The sequence below is a fragment of the Xanthomonas sp. NCPPB 3200 genome (assembly GCF_056393585.1).
The window spans coordinates 2,373,570-2,388,958 of record NZ_CM150785.1 but is presented as its reverse complement, the minus strand read 5'-3'; the positions used below and the strand labels follow the sequence as shown (position 1 = coordinate 2,388,958).

14 protein-coding genes and 1 riboswitch are annotated in these 15,389 nt (G+C 65.2%); of the genes, 4 read left to right on the top strand and 10 right to left on the bottom strand.

The window, feature by feature from the left end:
* Nucleotides 1-180 precede the first annotated feature (180 nt).
* Complete coding sequence (locus AC06DU_RS10420) at nt 181-396, bottom strand: hypothetical protein (RefSeq protein WP_184614499.1); 216 nt, start codon at nt 394-396, stop codon at nt 181-183.
* Between the two features lie 104 nt (nt 397-500).
* Here AC06DU_RS10420 and moeB point away from each other — a divergent pair, with 104 nt between their 5' ends.
* Nucleotides 501-1,643: a molybdopterin-synthase adenylyltransferase MoeB gene (gene moeB, locus AC06DU_RS10415; protein ID WP_478204320.1), complete on the top strand. Its 1,143-nt coding sequence runs from the start codon at nt 501-503 to the stop codon at nt 1,641-1,643.
* Between the two features lie 209 nt (nt 1,644-1,852).
* Here moeB and AC06DU_RS10410 read toward each other — a convergent pair whose 3' ends face one another.
* The 8 genes from AC06DU_RS10410 to ndk form a co-directional block, all read right to left on the bottom strand.
* The gene (locus AC06DU_RS10410; RefSeq protein ID WP_184614495.1) at nt 1,853-3,073 is read right to left on the bottom strand and encodes a molybdopterin molybdotransferase MoeA; all 1,221 of its coding nucleotides are present in this window, start codon (nt 3,071-3,073) and stop codon (nt 1,853-1,855) included.
* Between the two features lie 176 nt (nt 3,074-3,249).
* Nucleotides 3,250-4,647 (bottom strand): ribosome biogenesis GTPase Der, encoded by a 1,398-nt coding sequence (gene der / locus AC06DU_RS10405; RefSeq protein ID WP_024940126.1) that lies wholly within the window; start codon nt 4,645-4,647, stop codon nt 3,250-3,252.
* A gap of 10 nt (nt 4,648-4,657) precedes the next feature.
* A complete protein-coding gene (gene bamB, locus AC06DU_RS10400) occupies nt 4,658-5,875 on the bottom strand; it encodes an outer membrane protein assembly factor BamB (RefSeq protein ID WP_478204318.1) in 1,218 nt (405 codons plus the stop codon).
* Nucleotides 5,875-6,513: a YfgM family protein gene (locus tag AC06DU_RS10395; protein WP_478204316.1), complete on the bottom strand. Its 639-nt coding sequence runs from the start codon at nt 6,511-6,513 to the stop codon at nt 5,875-5,877. The genes bamB and AC06DU_RS10395 overlap by 1 nt, the downstream gene beginning before the upstream one ends.
* A 70-nt stretch (nt 6,514-6,583) precedes the next feature.
* Nucleotides 6,584-7,429, bottom strand: a complete 846-nt coding sequence (locus AC06DU_RS10390) for a RodZ domain-containing protein (RefSeq protein ID WP_478204314.1) — start codon at nt 7,427-7,429, stop codon at nt 6,584-6,586.
* Nucleotides 7,426-8,208: a tetratricopeptide repeat protein gene (locus tag AC06DU_RS10385; RefSeq protein ID WP_478204409.1), complete on the bottom strand. Its 783-nt coding sequence runs from the start codon at nt 8,206-8,208 to the stop codon at nt 7,426-7,428. The genes AC06DU_RS10390 and AC06DU_RS10385 overlap by 4 nt, the downstream gene beginning before the upstream one ends.
* Before the next feature lie 10 nt (nt 8,209-8,218).
* A complete protein-coding gene (gene rlmN / locus AC06DU_RS10380; protein WP_039527310.1) occupies nt 8,219-9,424 on the bottom strand; it encodes a dual-specificity RNA methyltransferase RlmN in 1,206 nt (401 codons plus the stop codon).
* An 18-nt stretch (nt 9,425-9,442) separates the two neighbouring features.
* Nucleotides 9,443-9,868 carry a nucleoside-diphosphate kinase gene (ndk, locus tag AC06DU_RS10375; RefSeq protein ID WP_024940120.1) on the bottom strand — a complete coding sequence of 142 codons (426 nt, stop codon included), beginning with the start codon at nt 9,866-9,868 and terminating at the stop codon, nt 9,443-9,445.
* A 217-nt stretch (nt 9,869-10,085) separates the two neighbouring features.
* On the opposite strand from ndk, the gene AC06DU_RS10370 reads away from it, so the two are divergent.
* The 3 genes from AC06DU_RS10370 (at nt 10,086) to AC06DU_RS10360 (ending at nt 14,477) form a co-directional block, all read left to right on the top strand.
* Nucleotides 10,086-10,718, top strand: coding sequence for a TetR/AcrR family transcriptional regulator (locus AC06DU_RS10370; protein ID WP_024940119.1), 633 nt, complete (start codon nt 10,086-10,088; stop codon nt 10,716-10,718).
* A gap of 25 nt (nt 10,719-10,743) precedes the next feature.
* Nucleotides 10,744-13,116, top strand: coding sequence for a 3-hydroxyacyl-CoA dehydrogenase/enoyl-CoA hydratase family protein (locus tag AC06DU_RS10365; protein WP_102581678.1), 2,373 nt, complete (start codon nt 10,744-10,746; stop codon nt 13,114-13,116).
* Between the two features lie 155 nt (nt 13,117-13,271).
* On the top strand, nt 13,272-14,477 hold the full coding sequence (locus AC06DU_RS10360; protein WP_478204313.1) for an acetyl-CoA C-acyltransferase: 1,206 nt from the start codon (nt 13,272-13,274) through the stop codon (nt 14,475-14,477).
* A 325-nt stretch (nt 14,478-14,802) separates the two neighbouring features.
* On the opposite strand, the gene crcB is transcribed toward AC06DU_RS10360, so the two are convergent.
* A complete protein-coding gene (gene crcB, locus AC06DU_RS10355) occupies nt 14,803-15,204 on the bottom strand; it encodes a fluoride efflux transporter CrcB (protein ID WP_184578037.1) in 402 nt (133 codons plus the stop codon).
* A gap of 114 nt (nt 15,205-15,318) precedes the next feature.
* A riboswitch (Fluoride riboswitch) is annotated at nt 15,319-15,387 on the bottom strand.
* Nucleotides 15,388-15,389 lie beyond the last annotated feature (2 nt).

The following is a 15,389-nucleotide window of genomic DNA, read 5'->3' as shown; positions in this document are numbered from 1 at the left end:
CATGGAGTGAAGGTGGCATGGCGTCCCTGTTGGGTGACTTCGGACGGTGCTGGCACACTGAGCAACCAGCTCCTGTTTCGAAGGACCATGGCTCGAGCCGTCCGGCTGCCTTGGAATACTCAGCATTCAGGACCGCGAATGCGCACTTGCAAGACTGCCCGTAAAGCGAGGCCTGCCGGGTCAGGCACCGGGATCCGCAGGTCCGAGCTGATGCGCCGACAGGATTTCGTCGATGCGTTTGACGATTTGCGCCGCCTGCTCATGCGACTCTGCGGCAGCGGTGATCTTCTCTGCACGTGCGTGGAATACATCCCAGAAATCGTCCGGATGCTGGCGACGAATATCAGGCAATGCATCGGCAAGTTGTTTCAATTGCGCGTCGATATCGGGTGTCATTGAGGGTCTCCTTGTGTGCCCACGCTACCGTCATGCTGGTGAGCCTGATGCCAACATGGCAGTCCTGTGCATCGCATGGCCTGTGTTTGCGCGACAATGGCGCCATGAGCAGCCACGACATCTCCCCTGCGAACGCCCGCCTGCGCGCGCTGCAAGGCGCCTTGCTGATCGACATCCGGCAGTTGCACGAACGTGCCGGCGGCCAGGCCGAAGGCGCGTTGGCGATTGCGCAACACGATCTGGAAACCGCACCCGCACAGCATCTGTCGGAGCAGGCGCGCGAGATCGTGCTGATCTGCCAGAGCGGCAAGCGCTCGGCACACACGGCGGAGATCTTGCGCGCGCAAGGCTATACGCAGGTGTCTTCGGTACTCGGTGGCACCGCCGCATGGACCAGCGCCGGCCTTCCCTTAGTGCGCCCTACCCTGCCGCCGGACGAACAGGATTTTCTCGAGCGCTATTCGCGCCATCTGCGCCTGCCACAGGTCGGTCTGGAAGGCCAGCAGCGTCTGGCGCGTTCGCGCGTGTTGCTGGTCGGTGCAGGTGGGCTCGGCTCGCCGGCGGCGTTCTATCTCGCTGCCGCCGGGGTCGGCCACCTGCGGATCGCCGATGACGATGTGGTGGACCGCAGCAATCTGCAGCGCCAGATCCTGCATGTGGAAGACAGCGTCGGCGTTGCCAAGGTCAGCTCGGCCGCGCAACGCATTGCCGCGCTCAATCCACGCGTGCAGGTCGAAGCGCTGCAGGCACGCGTGACTGCCGGCAATGTCGAAGCCCTGCTGAAGGACGTGGATGTCGTGGTCGACGGCGCCGACAATTTTCCTGCGCGCTATCTGCTCAACGATGCCTGCGTCAAACTCGGCAAACCGCTGGTCTACGGCGCGGTACAGCAGTTCGAAGGGCAATTGAGCGTGTTCGATGCCGGCCGCAAGCGCGGCCATGCACCGTGCTATCGCTGCCTGTTTCCCGAGCCGCCACCGCCCGAATTTGCGCCAAGCTGCGCCGAGGCCGGCGTGCTGGGCGTGCTGCCCGGGGTGATCGGATTGCTGCAGGCCACCGAGGCGATCAAGTTGCTGCTGGGCATCGGCGATACCCTCACCGGGCGCCTGCTCAGCTTCGATGCGCTGGCAATGCGCTTTCGCGAAATCCGGCTGCCGCCCGACCCGCATTGCCCGGTGTGTGCTCCCGGTGTCGCATTCACCGGATATGCCGATTACGCCGCCTTCTGCGGCAGCGCCGTCGGCTGAGCGCGACCGATCGGCGCTGGTTGTCGCTTCGCATCAGGCCGCCACGTTCCTGCGCGTGACGTGGACGGGGCAGTGCGCCACTGCGTGCGCCCTCCGTGGCTGCCATCACGTCACGCACCGTCGGCGTTCAGGACCGGCCTGCATCCGATAGCGCCCGCCTGACGGCGAGCGCGGCCCCTGCTGTTTGTCGCGCGTGCTGTACCAAACGCTCAAAGCGCGTAAGGAATCACCCGCACGCTCTCGCCCGCCTCGAAGCGCCGTGCCTGCTCGGGCAACACGATCAAGGCATTGCTGTCGGCCGCGCCACGCAGCAGGTGCGATGCATCGCCACGATGCGGCAACGCCGTCAGACGCCCGTCTTCGCCGCACTCCAGCCGCCCGCGCAGGAACTCCAGGCGCTCGTGGCGTTTTTCCCACGGACTGGCCAGGGCCGCATGCCACAGCGGGCGCGGCTCGCTACGTCCCTGCAGGCCATCCAGCAGCGGCACGCCGTAGGCGATCAGCGTCGCCAGCACCGAGACCGGATTGCCTGGCAGACCCAGCACCAGGCAGCGCCCGATCTGGCCCAGTACCGCCGGCATGCCCGGGCGCATGCGCACACGCCAGAAATGGATCCGCCCCAGCTCCTGGATCAGGCGCGGCAGGTAATCCTTTTCGCCAGCCGACACGCCGCCGCAGGTGATCACCACATCGAACGCCGCAGCCGCGTCCTCCAGCATGGTGCGGATGCGCTGCGGATCGTCCGGCAGGGTCGGCCATGCGGTCGGCGCGTAGCCCAGTGCCCGCAGCTGCGCCATCAGCATGTCGCGGTTGCTGTTGTAGATCTGTCCTGGTCCCAACGGCATGCCCGGCTCCACCAGTTCATCGCCGGTGGCCAGCACCGCAATGGTCGGCCGCGGCGCCACCGCAAGCCGCGACAGACCGAGCGCAGCCGCCAGTCCGATCCGGGCAGGCGTCAACACCTGGCCACTCTGCACCACCAGATCGCCCGCGCGCACGTCACTGCCAGCCTGGCGCACCGCCGCACCCGGCGCAGGCATGCTATGGAAACGCACCACGCCATCGCGTTCCTGCGCATCCTCTTTCGGGATCACCGTATCGGCACCATCGGGCAGCGGCGCACCGGTGGTGATGCGCAGGCATTGGCCGGCGCCCAGCGTTCCGGTCCAGCGCTCGCCAGCGAATTGCTCGCCGACCAGTTGCAACGACGCATCGCCGCCAGCGACATCGGCATGCCGCAACGCGAAGCCGTCCATCGCGCTGTTGGCGAAGGGCGGCAACGCGATCGGTGCGATCAGATCGGCAGCGCTGATCCGCCCGTCGGCACGCGAGGTGGCGATGTTCTCGTCGGGCGGACGGCTGTTGGCAGCGACGGCCTGCAGGATCTGCAGCGCCTGTGCATAGGGAATGCGGGAGGGATAGTCGGTCATGGCACGCAGGATAACAGTGCACCACGACGACTCAGAATGCCAGGCACTGCCAGTGCAGATGCCAGAAGGAATCACTGCACCTTCCTGGCGTAGCTCGCGGCACTGGACCACGGCAGGTGCAGGCGCTGTGGCCACTCCATCTGATGATCATTGGCCAGGCACGGGCCGTTCCCTGCTTACTTGCCCTTGACGTGCTTCATCAACCGCCTTTTGCGCGCCACCTGCCGTTCGGTGAGCGTGTTCTTCTTGCCCTCGTACGGATTGGCACCTTCGCGGAAGATGAAACGCACCGGCGTGCCGACCAGCTTGAAGCGCTTGCGGAAGAAGTTTTCCAGATAGCGCTTGTAGGACTCCGGCAGCACCTTCAGGCGCGTGCCGTGCACGATGAAAGTCGGCGGATTGGCGCCACCCGGATGCACGTAACGCAGCTTGGAGACGTGGCCACGGATGCTCGGCGGCGGATTGGTCTCGTAGGCGATTTCCAGCGCCTGGTTGACTTCGCTGGTGCTGAATTCGTGCGTGGCCGACGCATGTGCACGGTGAATCGCCTGGAACAGCTCGCGCATGCCCGAGCCGTGCAGCGCGGAAATCCGCACCGCCTCGGCCCAGCTGACAAAGCCCAGCTTGCGCGCCAGCAGGTCTTCGGCCTGCGCACGCTGGTAGTCGCTCTGCCCGTCCCACTTGTTGATCGCCACCACCAGGGCGCGGCCAGCGTCCAGGATGGCGCCCAGAATGGTCGCGTCCTGGTCGGTGACGCCTTCGCCGGCATCGAGCATCAGCACCGCAACCTGGCATTGCTCGATCGCCTGCAGCGTCTTGAACGCGCTGAACTTCTCCACCGCCTCCTCGACCTTGCCGCGGCGACGCAGGCCGGCCGTATCGATCAATCGGTACTGGCGCCCGTCGCGGTCCATGTCCACGGCGATCGAATCGCGCGTGGTGCCCGGCACTTCCGAGGCAATCATGCGTTCTTCGCCGAGCAGGCGATTGACCAGCGTCGACTTGCCCACGTTCGGGCGGCCGACGAAGGCGATGCGCACACGCGCCGGGTCGGTATCCAGCAACTCGCCGGCACCTTCCTCGGGCAGACGTGCGCCGACTTCCTCGAGCAGTTCGTCGATGCCCTGCCGATGTGCGGCAGACAACGCCACCACATCGGAGAACCCGTAGCGCGCGAATTCCGAGCGCACGGTTTCCTCATCGGTGCCGTCGATCTTGTTGATGACCAGCACGGTCGGCCGCGCCAGCTTGCGCAGCCAGGCCAGGATCTCGTCGTCCAGCGAGGAGGCGCCTTCGCGGCCGTCGACCACGAACAGCACCAGATCGGCCTCGCCGGCAGCGGCGCGGGCCTGCCGCGCGGTGGCGCCGGCCAGGCCTTCCTCGTCACCGGCAATACCGCCGGTATCGACGACGATGAACGGACGTTCCTCGTCGAGACGACAGACTCCGTAGTTACGGTCGCGGGTGACGCCGGGCTGGTCGTGGACCAGCGCGTCACGGGTGCGCGTCAGCGCATTGAAGATGGTGGACTTGCCGACATTGGGCCGTCCGACCAGGGCGACCAGGGGCAGCATCGCGAAGTCCTTATTGTGCCAACCGGAAGGCGGTGATATCGCCATCGGTGTTTTGTACCAACAGAATGCCGTCCACGACGATCGGCTGCGCCAGCAGCGTGTCGCGTCCAGCGCGAGCGCGCGCGGCCAGTGCACCGTCGCTGAGTTTCAGCCAGTGCAGATAGCCCTTGTAATCGCCGACCACAGCGTAATCGCCCTGGATGGCCACACCGGTCAGGGAGCGACGCGCCAGCGCAGCCTGCGACCACATTGCCGCACCGCTGCTCTTGTCCAGGCCCCACACCGAGCCGGCGTTGTCGGAGACCACCACCACCGCCGAAGACACGCCAACGCCACCGGCGCCGCCGTGATCGCGCGTCCACAGCGGACGGCCGCTCGGGCCTTCCAGTGCGAGGGTTTCGTTCTTGAAGCTGGTCGCATACAGCGTGGTGCCATCGAGCACCGGGGCGCCGTCCACATCGGCCATGCGCTCCAGCTCGGTGCGGCCTTCCGGCACGCCGATCGCCTGTTCCCACAACGGGCGGCCGTCCTGCAGCGCCAGGGCGCTCAAGGTGCCGCTGTCGTTGCCGACGAACAGCACGCCCGGGCCGGTCACGATCGGCGCATTGCCGCGCACCGACAGGGTCGGGCCTTCTTCGGCATGGAACCAGCGACGCTCGCCGGTGGCCGCGTCGAAGGCGCTGACGCGACCATCGTTGCTGCGCACCAACACCAGGTTCTGTGCAATCGCCGGTGCGGCGATGACTTCGTTCGGCACCTTGGCACGCCATTTTTCGGTGCCATCAGCCTGGTTCAAGGCAATCACGTCGCCAGACAGGGTGCCGATCACCACCAGGCCTTCGCCGACGCCGGGGCCACCGGACAGGCGCTGCTTGAACTTGCGATCGTTACGCTCTTCCTTCTTGGGCTTGTATTCCCACACGCGCTTGCCGGTCTGCAGATCCAGCGCCTGCACGCCGCCGGTGATCGCCGCGGCGTACACCTTGCCATCGGCCACCGCCGGACGCTGGCGCACGCCGATATGGCCTTCGCCCTTGCCCACGCCGGTGGACCAGATCTTGTCGACCTTGACCGTCGGCTCGAACTTGACCAGCTCGGCAGGTTCCTGCGCCTTCTTGGCGGCGGCGTCCTTTCCGGCAAACCAGCCCTTGACGGTGCTGCAACCGGCCAGCGACACGCCCATCAGGGCGATCAATGCAATGCGCTTGTACATATCAACCTGCTTCATCAAATCTGCTCCGCCGGATCGGGCACCTTGCCGCCCACATCCATCAGCTTGGTTTCCAGCAAACGGCGCTGCGGCGAGGCCACGTCCACCGTGGTCAGGGCCTTGGCGTAGAGCGCACGCGCTTCGTCCGGCTTGCCCTGCACGACCAGCGCATCGGCGCGGATCTCAAGGCTGGTGTGGTCCTGCGCATCGGCCAGCAGCTTGATCGCTTCGTCCGGCTTGCCGCTTTCGGTCAACACACGCGCCAGGCGCTGCTGCACAATCTGCTTGAGCTCGCCTTCGGCGGGCACGTCGCGCAGGGTCTTGATCGCTTCGGCATGCTTGCCGGCATCCACCTGGGCCTTGGCCAGACGCAATGCAGCCAGTTCGGCGTAGACACCGCCCTTGCCGTCATCGAGCGCCACGATGTCCTTGGCCGCCTTGTCCAGGTCCTTGCCCTGGATGGACTTGACCACCGCTTCGTAACGGGCATTGGCTTCCACCGATTGGGTGGCGGTGTGCTTCTGCCACCATTGCCAGCCCAGGATCAGGGCCAGGCCAACCACGACGCCGCCTACCAGCCCTGCGCCATTTTTTCTCAACCAGGAACGAACGCGTTCGCCTTGTTCGTGTTCGTCCAGCAGATCGTCGATCGCCATGCGTACTCTCGCTCCGTCATCCCGGAGGCGCGGAACATCAATAGGGAAAAATGAAAAACCGCAGTCCGCTTCACTCGGAAGCAGGTACCACGGAGCCGTCGGAGGATACCGCAAAACGGGCCACGTTAGCGCGCTGGAACGGTTTCACATCGACGATACTGCCGCCTTGCTGAACCTCTACCGCCGACGCATTACCCAGCACGATGCGACCCACCTGCCCTGGCGAATAACTGCGACGCTCGCCGGCACGCACCAGTGCTTTTTCGACCGCGCTGCCATCCGGTGCCAGAATCTGCACCCAGCTGTCGCCGCTGAAACTCAACGACAAACTGCCGCCTGCAGGGGTCTCGACCTCGGGCGTGGCCCGCGGCACCGGCGTCATCGACGCGATGTACGGCGCCGGCTGCTCGCGCGGCGCACTGGCCGGCTGCGTGGCAGTGTTGGCCGGGGTGCCGGTCCCGGGCGCTTCCGGCATGCTGTCCAGCGATACCGTGCTAGGCGCCTTGCCATCCAGATGCGAACGGGTCGCGTACCACACCGGCACCGCGAACACGCCGGTGATCACCACATACATCGCCTTGCGCGCCGTGCTCTCCAGGATGCGCCGCGCCCGCGGCGTATGCGTGTGGCTGACCAGCTTGACCGGCTCGATCGGCGCAATCGCCGCTTGCTGCAGCAGTGGCTCCAGGTCCACATGCAGCAAGCGCGCATAGCTGCGCAACTGACCGCGCACAAAGACCGGCGCACCCAGGCGTTGCCAGTCTTCCTGCTCCAGCGAGCGCACCACATGCGCCGGCATGCGCAGCTTGCCGGCGACATCGTCCACGCTCAGACCTGCCGCTTCGCGCGCGTCGCGCAAATGCTGTCCGCAGCCCTTTTCCTGCTCGAAAGGGTTCGGATTGGAATCACTGATCACAATGCATTGGCCCCGGGGTTAGCGGTCGCTGCGTCAGGAAATTCCTTGACCAACCGCTGTTGATAACGGCTGGCAGCTACCTTGTCGCCTAGCCCTTGCTCAATCTGAATGGCGAGTTGTAACACGGAAGCGGTTGCCGGTGCAGCCGCAAGCCGTCGTTCAATAAACGCACGCGCTTCGAAATACGCTTTCTGCCCTGCTTCGTAACGCGCCATCGATTCGAGCGCATACGCGTTGACAGGATCCATTTCCAAAGCCTTGCGGAGATCGCGCACCGCGCGCTCCGTTTGCCCAGCCCGTGCCGCGCACCCGCCGGCATTCGCCAATGCCGGAGCAGGCGGGTAATTAGTGTCCTGCAGTGCCCGATCGAACCAGCTAAGCGATTCGGCCGGCTGTCCGTTGGCACACAGCCAGGCACCATAGTTGTTCAAGACGTCACCGCGCTGGGGCGCCAACTCGGCAGTTCGGCGATAAGTTTCGCCCGCTGCCGCATCCCCCTGGCCCTGCTGAATCACGCCCAAAAACATCAACGCATCGACCGAATCAGGCGTTTTCTTCAAGACCTCACGCACCAATTGCTCGGCAGCCGCATAGTCACCACTTTGCAGGCGATTGTTTGCAAGACCCAGCCTCTGTTCCAACGCAATTCGGTCGCGTGTCGCCGCGCTGTCATGGAAGTCATAACTCGGCGCAACCTGTTCCACGCTCCTGATCTTGCCAGGCTTGGCATTGCGACCACCGCAGCCGACCGCGCACAGTGCGATCGCCACAGCCGCCATGGCTGCTAGATCACGCTGCCGCATCTCGACCGGCCTGCCCTTCCAGGGTGCGCAGGAAATCCGCCTGACGACGGGTGCGGTCCATGACCTGCCCCTTGAGCTGCCCGCAGGCGGCGTCGATATCGTCGCCACGGGTCCGCCGCACCATCGTCAGCACTTGTGCGTCGAGCAGGATCTTCTGAAACGCGCGGATCTCGGTCTCGCCCGAGCGCTCGTAACGCGTGCCCGGGAATGGATTGAACGGAATCAGGTTGACCTTGCCGGCGTCCTTGGACTGCACCGCATTGTCGAACTGACGCATCAACCTGGCCAGCTGGCGCGCATGCTCGGGCTGGTCGTTGATGCCTTTCATCAAGGTGTATTCGAAGGTGACCGAATCGCGCTTCTTGTTTCCGCGCAGATAGCGCGCGCAGGATTCCATCAGCTCGGCGATCGGGTATTTCTTGTTCAACGGCACCAGGCTTTCGCGCAGCGTGTCGTTGGCCGCATGCAGCGAGACCGCCAGCGAGACATCGCTTTCGGTCGAGAGCCGGTCGATCATCGGCACCAGGCCCGAGGTCGACAGCGTCACCCGCTTGCTGGCCAGGCCGTAGCCCAGGTCGTCGCGCATCACGCTCATCGCGCGCACGACATTGTCAAAATTCATCAGCGGCTCGCCCATGCCCATCATCACCACATTGGTGAGGCGGCGCTGCTGGTGCGGCACGTTGCCCAGATGGCGCGCCGCCACCCACACCTGCCCAACGATCTCGGCGGTGGTGAGGTTGCGGTTGAAGCCCTGGGTGGCAGTCGAACAGAAGGTGCAGTTCAGGCCGCAGCCGACCTGGGACGACACACACAGCGTGCCGCGGCCCTTGTCGGGGATGTAGACGGTTTCGATCGCGTTCTTGCCGTCGGTGCCCATGGCCAGCAGCCACTTGTGGGTCCCGTCGGTGGACGGCTTGTCGAACACGACATTCGGGACGAGAACCTCGGCGTGCTGGTGCAACTTCGCACGCAGCGCCTTGCCGAGGTCCGTCATCTGATCGAAATCGGTGACGTAGCGATGGTGGATCCACTTCATCACCTGATGGGCACGGTAGCGCGCTTCGCCGAGCGTATCGGCGAAGAAGCGCTCCAGTCCCTCGCGGTCGAGGTCGAGCAGGTTCTGCTTGCGCAGTTCCGGGGTACGGACGGGAACGTCCTGCAGCACGGAGGGGATCACGACCTCATTCACGATTCGACTCTCTCGGCCTCAGCGCGAGACCACTTCGGTGGCGGCAAAGAAATACGCGACTTCGTTGGCAGCGTTCTCGACCGAATCCGAGCCGTGGGCGGCATTGGCATCGATCGAGTCGGCGAAGTCGGCGCGGATGGTGCCCGGCGCAGCGTCCTTGGGATTGGTCGCGCCCAGCAGGTCACGGTGTGCGGCAACGGCGTTCTCGCCTTCCAGCGCCTGGATCATCACCGGGCCGGAGATCATGAACTCGACCAGCGCGTTGAAGAACGGACGCTCGCGGTGCACGGCATAGAAGCCTTCGGCTTCGCGACGCGACAGCTGCTTGTACTTGGACGCCACGATCTTCAGGCCGGCCTTCTCGAAACGGCTGTAGATTTCGCCGATGACGTTCTTGGCAACGGCGTCGGGCTTGATGATGGACAGGGTGCGCTCCAGCGCCATGGGAGGATCTCCGTTGGGCGGGCCACTGAAGGCCCGAGGTTATCATGAAAAAAACCCGCGTCAAAACGCGGGCTTAGGCTTCTTTGCGATGGTCAATTCTATCCCTTCGTCGCTGCATTTGCACACCGCCCCCTGAATCGTGCTGCGTTGCCGCATGACCGCCACAGCGTCCAGCCCGTAGACTCAAACAATCGTTTGATTGAGTTCCGCCCCGCGCATGCCCAAGCCCGCCCACTTCTCCACCAAGGACCGCATCCTCGGCGCGGCCGAGGAGCTGTTCGCCCAGCATGGCTTCGCGGGAACCTCTCTGCGCCAGCTGACCACCCAGGCCGACGTCAATATCGCGGCGGTCAATTACCACTTCGGGTCCAAGGAAAACCTGGTCAACGAAGTGTTCCGTCGCCGCATGGACGAGATGACCGCCGCGCGCCTGCAGCAACTGGAGGCGGCCAGGAAGTCACAGCCGGGCGAGCTCACCGCGGTGCTGGCGGCCTTCGTCGAGCCGGCGCTGGCAATGGCGCAGGACCGCCAGAGCGGGGGCGCGTTCGTGCGGGTGATTGCGCGCGCCTATGCTGAAAAGAACGACAACCTGCGCAAGTTCCTGTCCGACCACTACGGGCATGTGCTGCGCGAGTTCGGCAAGGCCATCGCTGCCTGCGTGCCGGGCCTGAGCAAGGAAGAGCTGTACTGGCGCCTGGATTTCCTGGCCGGTGCGCTCACCTATGCGATGGCCGATTTCGGACTGATCAAGCGCCCGGCCGGGGTCAGCGAGGCCGACCACCGCGCGCGCGCCGCGCGCGAATTGATTCGTTTTGCGGAACCCGGTTTCCGTACCCATTCCACACCGTAGTCGCTCACACCAAAGGCTCATCGCTATGTCCAATCCGTTGCTAGTCCGTCGTGCTGCCGTGCTCGGTGCCGGCGTCATGGGCGCGCAGATCGCCGCGCACCTCACCAATGCCGGTGTCGACACCGTGCTGTTCGACCTGCCTGCCAAGGAAGGTCCTGCCGACGGCATCGTGCTCAAGGCCATCGCCAACCTCGGCAAGCTCAGCCCTGCCCCGCTCGCCAGCAAGGCCCTGGCCGAGGCGATCACGCCGGCCAACTATGAAAGCGGTCTGGAGCAGCTGCGCGATTGCGACCTGATCATCGAAGCGATTGCCGAGCGCATGGACTGGAAGCAGGACCTGTACAAGAAGATCGCCCCGTTCGTGGCCGATCACGCCGTGCTGGCCTCCAATACCTCGGGCCTGGGCATCAACAAGCTCTCCGACGTGCTGCCCGAGCAGTTGCGCCACCGCTTCTGCGGCGTGCATTTCTTCAATCCGCCGCGCTACATGCACCTGGCCGAACTGATTCCCGCCAAGGGCACCGACAAGGCCGTGCTGGAAGGACTGGAAAGCTTCCTGGTCACCACGCTGGGCAAGGGCGTGGTGTATGCGAAGGACACCCCGAACTTCATCGGCAACCGCATCGGCGTGTTCTCGATCCTGTCCACCATCCACCACACCGCCGAGTTCGGGCTGGGCTTCGATGAAGTCGATGCGCTGACCGGCCCGCTGGTCGGGCGCCCGAAGTCGGCGACCTACCGCACCTCGGACGTGGTCGGCCTGGACACCATGGCGCACGTGATCAAGACCATGGGCGACACCCTGCCCGACGATCCGTGGCACCAGTACTTCAAGTCGCCCAAGTGGCTGGAGGCGCTGATCGGCAAGGGCGCGCTCGGCCAGAAGGTCGGTGCCGGCATCTTCCGCAAGGTCGGCAAGGACATCGTGGTGCTGGACCTGGAGAAGCAGGATTACAGAACCGCCGATCGCAGCGCGGCGCCGGAAGTGGTCGAGATCCTCAAGATCAAGAACCCGGCCGAGAAGTTCGCCAAACTGCGCGAGAGCCAGCACCCGCAGGCGCAGTTCCTGTGGGCTACCTTCCGCGACCTGTTCCACTACAGCGCCTACCACCTGGCCGATATCGCCGAGACCGCGCGCGACGTGGATCTGGCGATCCGCTGGGGCTACGGCTGGTCGCTCGGCCCGTTCGAGACCTGGCAGGCCGCCGGCTGGAAGCAGGTAGCGCAGTGGATTGCCGAAGACATCTCCAACGGCAAGAGCATGAGCAGCGCGCCGCTGCCGAACTGGGTGTTCGACGGCCGCGACGGCGTGCATGCGGCCGAAGGCTCGTACAGCCCGGCGCGCGACGCCAAGCTGCCGCGCTCGGCACTGCCGGTGTACAAGCGCCAGCGCTTCCCCGATCCGCTGCTGGGCGAGCAGTTCTCGCCGGGCGAGACGGTGTTCGAAAACGACGGCGTGCGCATGTGGCATGACGGCGACGACATCGCCGTGGTCAGCTTCAAGACCAAGATGAACACCGTCTCCGATCACGTGCTCAACGGCCTGCAGGAGGTCGTCGGCCGCGCCGAGAAGGACTTCGCCGGGCTGGTGATCTGGCAGCAGAAGGAGCCCTTCTCCGCCGGCGCCGATCTGGCCGGCGCGCTGGGTCTGCTGCAGGCCGGCAAGGTCGATGCATTCGAAGCGCTGGTCGCCAACTTCCAGGCCACCAGCCAGCGCATCAAGTACGCGCAGGTGCCGGTGATTTCGGCCGTGCGCGGGCTGGCGCTGGGCGGCGGCTGCGAGTTCCAGATGCACAGCGCCAAGACCGTGGCTTCGCTGGAAAGCTATATCGGCCTGGTCGAAGCTGGCGTTGGCCTGCTGCCTGCCGGCGGCGGCCTGAAGGAAATCGCCGTGCGCGCCTCGCAGGCCGCAGGTCCGGGCGGCGATGTGTTCGCCGAGCTGAAGAAGACCTTCGAAACCATCGCGATGGCCAAGGTCTCCAATTCGGCGGTCAATGCCAAGGAGCTGGGCCTGCTGCGCGCCACCGACAAGGTGGTGTTCAACAGCTTCGAGTCGCTGCACATTGCCAAGGCCGAAGCGCGCGCCCTGGCCGAGGGTGGCTACCGCGCCCCGCTGCCGGCACGCCGCATCCAGGTCGCCGGCGACGTCGGCATCGCCACCTTCAAGATGCTGCTGGTCAACATGCTGGAAGGCCGCTTCATCAGCGACTACGACTATGAAATCGCCACCCGTATCGCCACGGTGATGTGTGGCGGTGAAGTCGATCGCGGCGCACTGGTCGACGAAGAATGGCTGCTCAAGCTGGAGCGCAAGCACTTCGTCGAACTGGCCCAGCAGGAAAAGACCCAGGCGCGGATTGGGCACATGCTCAAGACGGGTAAGCCACTCAGGAACTGAGAATCGGGAGTGGGGAATCGGGAATGGGTAAAAGCCCAACCGACTCCCCGCTTCTCCCCACTATTCTGCCGGGTAATGAAAATGGCGAACTCAGGCGAATCCGCACTTGCGATTCCCGATTCCCCATTCTCGATTCCCGGCTATCGGAGATAGCCATGAGCAAGCAGATTCAAGAAGCCTACATCGTCGCCGCCACCCGTACGCCGGTCGGCAAGGCGCCCAAGGGCGTGTTCCGCAATACCCGTCCCGACGACATGCTGGCGCACGTGCTGCGTGCGGTGGTGGCGCAGGCGCCGGGCATCGATCTGTCGCGGATCGACGATGCCATCATCGGCTGCGCGATGCCCGAGGGCGAGCAAGGCATGAACGTGGCGCGCATCGGCGTGCTGCTCGCCGGCCTGCCCAACAGCGTGGCCGGCCAGACCATCAATCGTTTCTGTTCGTCCGGCATCCAGGCCGTGGCGATGGCCGCCGACCAGATCCGTCTGGGCAATGCCGACCTGATGCTGGCCGGCGGTACCGAGTCGATGTCGATGGTGCCGATGATGGGCAACAAGGTCGCCATGTCGCCGAACGTCTTTGCCGACGACCACGTCGCGATCGCCTACGGCATGGGCATCACCGCCGAGAAAGTGGCCGAGGAATGGAAGGTCTCGCGCGAGGATCAGGATGCATTCGCGCTCGCTTCGCACCAGAAGGCGATTGCCGCCATTGCCGCCGGCGAATTCCGCGACGAGATCACTCCCTACGAAATCCTGTCGCACCAGCCCGACCTGGCCGGCAATGTCATCGCGCTGCGCAAGCGGCTGGTCGACACCGATGAAGGCCCGCGCCCGGACAGCTCGCTCGAAGGCCTGGCCAAGCTGCGTCCGGTGTTCCGCAACGGCCAGTTCGGCGGCAGCGTCACCGCCGGCAACTCCTCGCAGATGAGCGACGGCGCCGGTGCGGTGCTGCTGGCCTCCGAGCAGGCGATCAAGGATTACGGGCTGACCCCGCTGGCGCGCTTTGTCAGCTTCTCGGTGGCCGGCGTGCGTCCGGAGGTGATGGGGATCGGCCCGATCGCGGCGATTCCCAAGGCGCTGAAGCAGGCCGGCCTGACCAAGGACCAGATCGACTGGATCGAGCTTAACGAAGCCTTTGCCGCGCAGGCGTTGGCGGTGATCCGCGACAGCGAGCTGGATCCGTCCAAGGTCAACCCGCTCGGCGGCGCCATCGCCCTGGGCCACCCGCTGGGCGCTACCGGTGCGATCCGTGCCGCCACCCTGATACACGGCCTGCGCCGTCGTCAGCAGAAGTACGGCATGGTCACCATGTGCATCGGCACCGGCATGGGCGCGGCGGGCATCATCGAAGCGCTGTAAGTCATGTACTGCGGGATCGGCCGCCGGGCCGATCTCGCAGTGCAGATCAGGCTGTCAGTCAATCAGGGCGTGCGCGAGCACGCCTTTTTTATGCGCCAGTGCAAACGGTCGCCAGCGAATGCCAGCGACACCAAGCATCCGTCGGCGCGCCCGACAGGCACGCGACCAGGCGTCGCGTCCGAGCATGGCTCCTGATGGCAGGTTGACCGTTGCCCGGCGGCGCCAACACATGCCAGCTATTCAATCGTCGGCGTGTATCTACGCTCGCAACGTCGCCGCATCCCGGCCTTGGCTTCACTGCCGCGATTACACGGCAGAGCTGCGCCTAACGCGCCACCAGCCACTGACCGGCACGCGCACCGGCGAACACCAGCGCCAGCCCGGCCACCAGCGTGATGGCCAGATACACGCCGATCATCGCGGACCGATCCGTGCGTGCGAATACCAGGCATTCCATCATCAACGACGAGAACGTGGTCAGCCCGCCGATCACGCCGACGATCAACAAGGCCCGCAACGGCCAGCTTGCTGGCCCGCGCGCATCCAGCCAGACCAGCAGCACGCCGGCGACGAACGAGCCGAGCAGATTCACGGTCAGCGTGCCCCACGGAAATCCGTTACCGAAGCGCTGCAGCAACGAGGCACCGATGGCAAAGCGCAGGCCGGAGCCCAGCGCACCGCCGGTCATCGCCAGCAGCAATTGCTGCCACCACACCGGCGTGTTCATGCGCGCACTCCGCAGGCGGCAGAAGGGGGGTTCAACAAGGTGTCGCGCATGATCGGCATCATCCAGTTTCTGGGCGAGAAAAGATGCCGGGGCGCAGACCTGCCGCCCCGGCGGGGGTGGGCAGGCATCATCAGCGCGCAGGGTGCGTGCGGTTCAAGGAGGAATGCCATCTCCTGTGCGGCCGA

Coding starts and splice junctions, on each gene's coding strand:
- AC06DU_RS10420 (WP_184614499.1), bottom strand. CDS start 396: ATGACACCCGATATCGACGCGCAATTGAAACAACTTGCCGATGCATTG.
- moeB (WP_478204320.1), top strand. CDS start 501: ATGAGCAGCCACGACATCTCCCCTGCGAACGCCCGCCTGCGCGCGCTG.
- AC06DU_RS10410 (WP_184614495.1), bottom strand. CDS start 3,073: ATGACCGACTATCCCTCCCGCATTCCCTATGCACAGGCGCTGCAGATC.
- der (WP_024940126.1), bottom strand. CDS start 4,647: ATGCTGCCCCTGGTCGCCCTGGTCGGACGGCCCAATGTCGGCAAGTCC.
- bamB (WP_478204318.1), bottom strand. CDS start 5,875: ATGAAGCAGGTTGATATGTACAAGCGCATTGCATTGATCGCCCTGATG.
- AC06DU_RS10395 (WP_478204316.1), bottom strand. CDS start 6,513: ATGGCGATCGACGATCTGCTGGACGAACACGAACAAGGCGAACGCGTT.
- AC06DU_RS10385 (WP_478204409.1), bottom strand. CDS start 8,208: ATGGCGGCTGTGGCGATCGCACTGTGCGCGGTCGGCTGCGGTGGTCGC.
- ndk (WP_024940120.1), bottom strand. CDS start 9,868: ATGGCGCTGGAGCGCACCCTGTCCATCATCAAGCCCGACGCCGTTGCC.
- AC06DU_RS10370 (WP_024940119.1), top strand. CDS start 10,086: ATGCCCAAGCCCGCCCACTTCTCCACCAAGGACCGCATCCTCGGCGCG.
- AC06DU_RS10365 (WP_102581678.1), top strand. CDS start 10,744: ATGTCCAATCCGTTGCTAGTCCGTCGTGCTGCCGTGCTCGGTGCCGGC.
- AC06DU_RS10360 (WP_478204313.1), top strand. CDS start 13,272: ATGAGCAAGCAGATTCAAGAAGCCTACATCGTCGCCGCCACCCGTACG.
- crcB (WP_184578037.1), bottom strand. CDS start 15,204: ATGAACACGCCGGTGTGGTGGCAGCAATTGCTGCTGGCGATGACCGGC.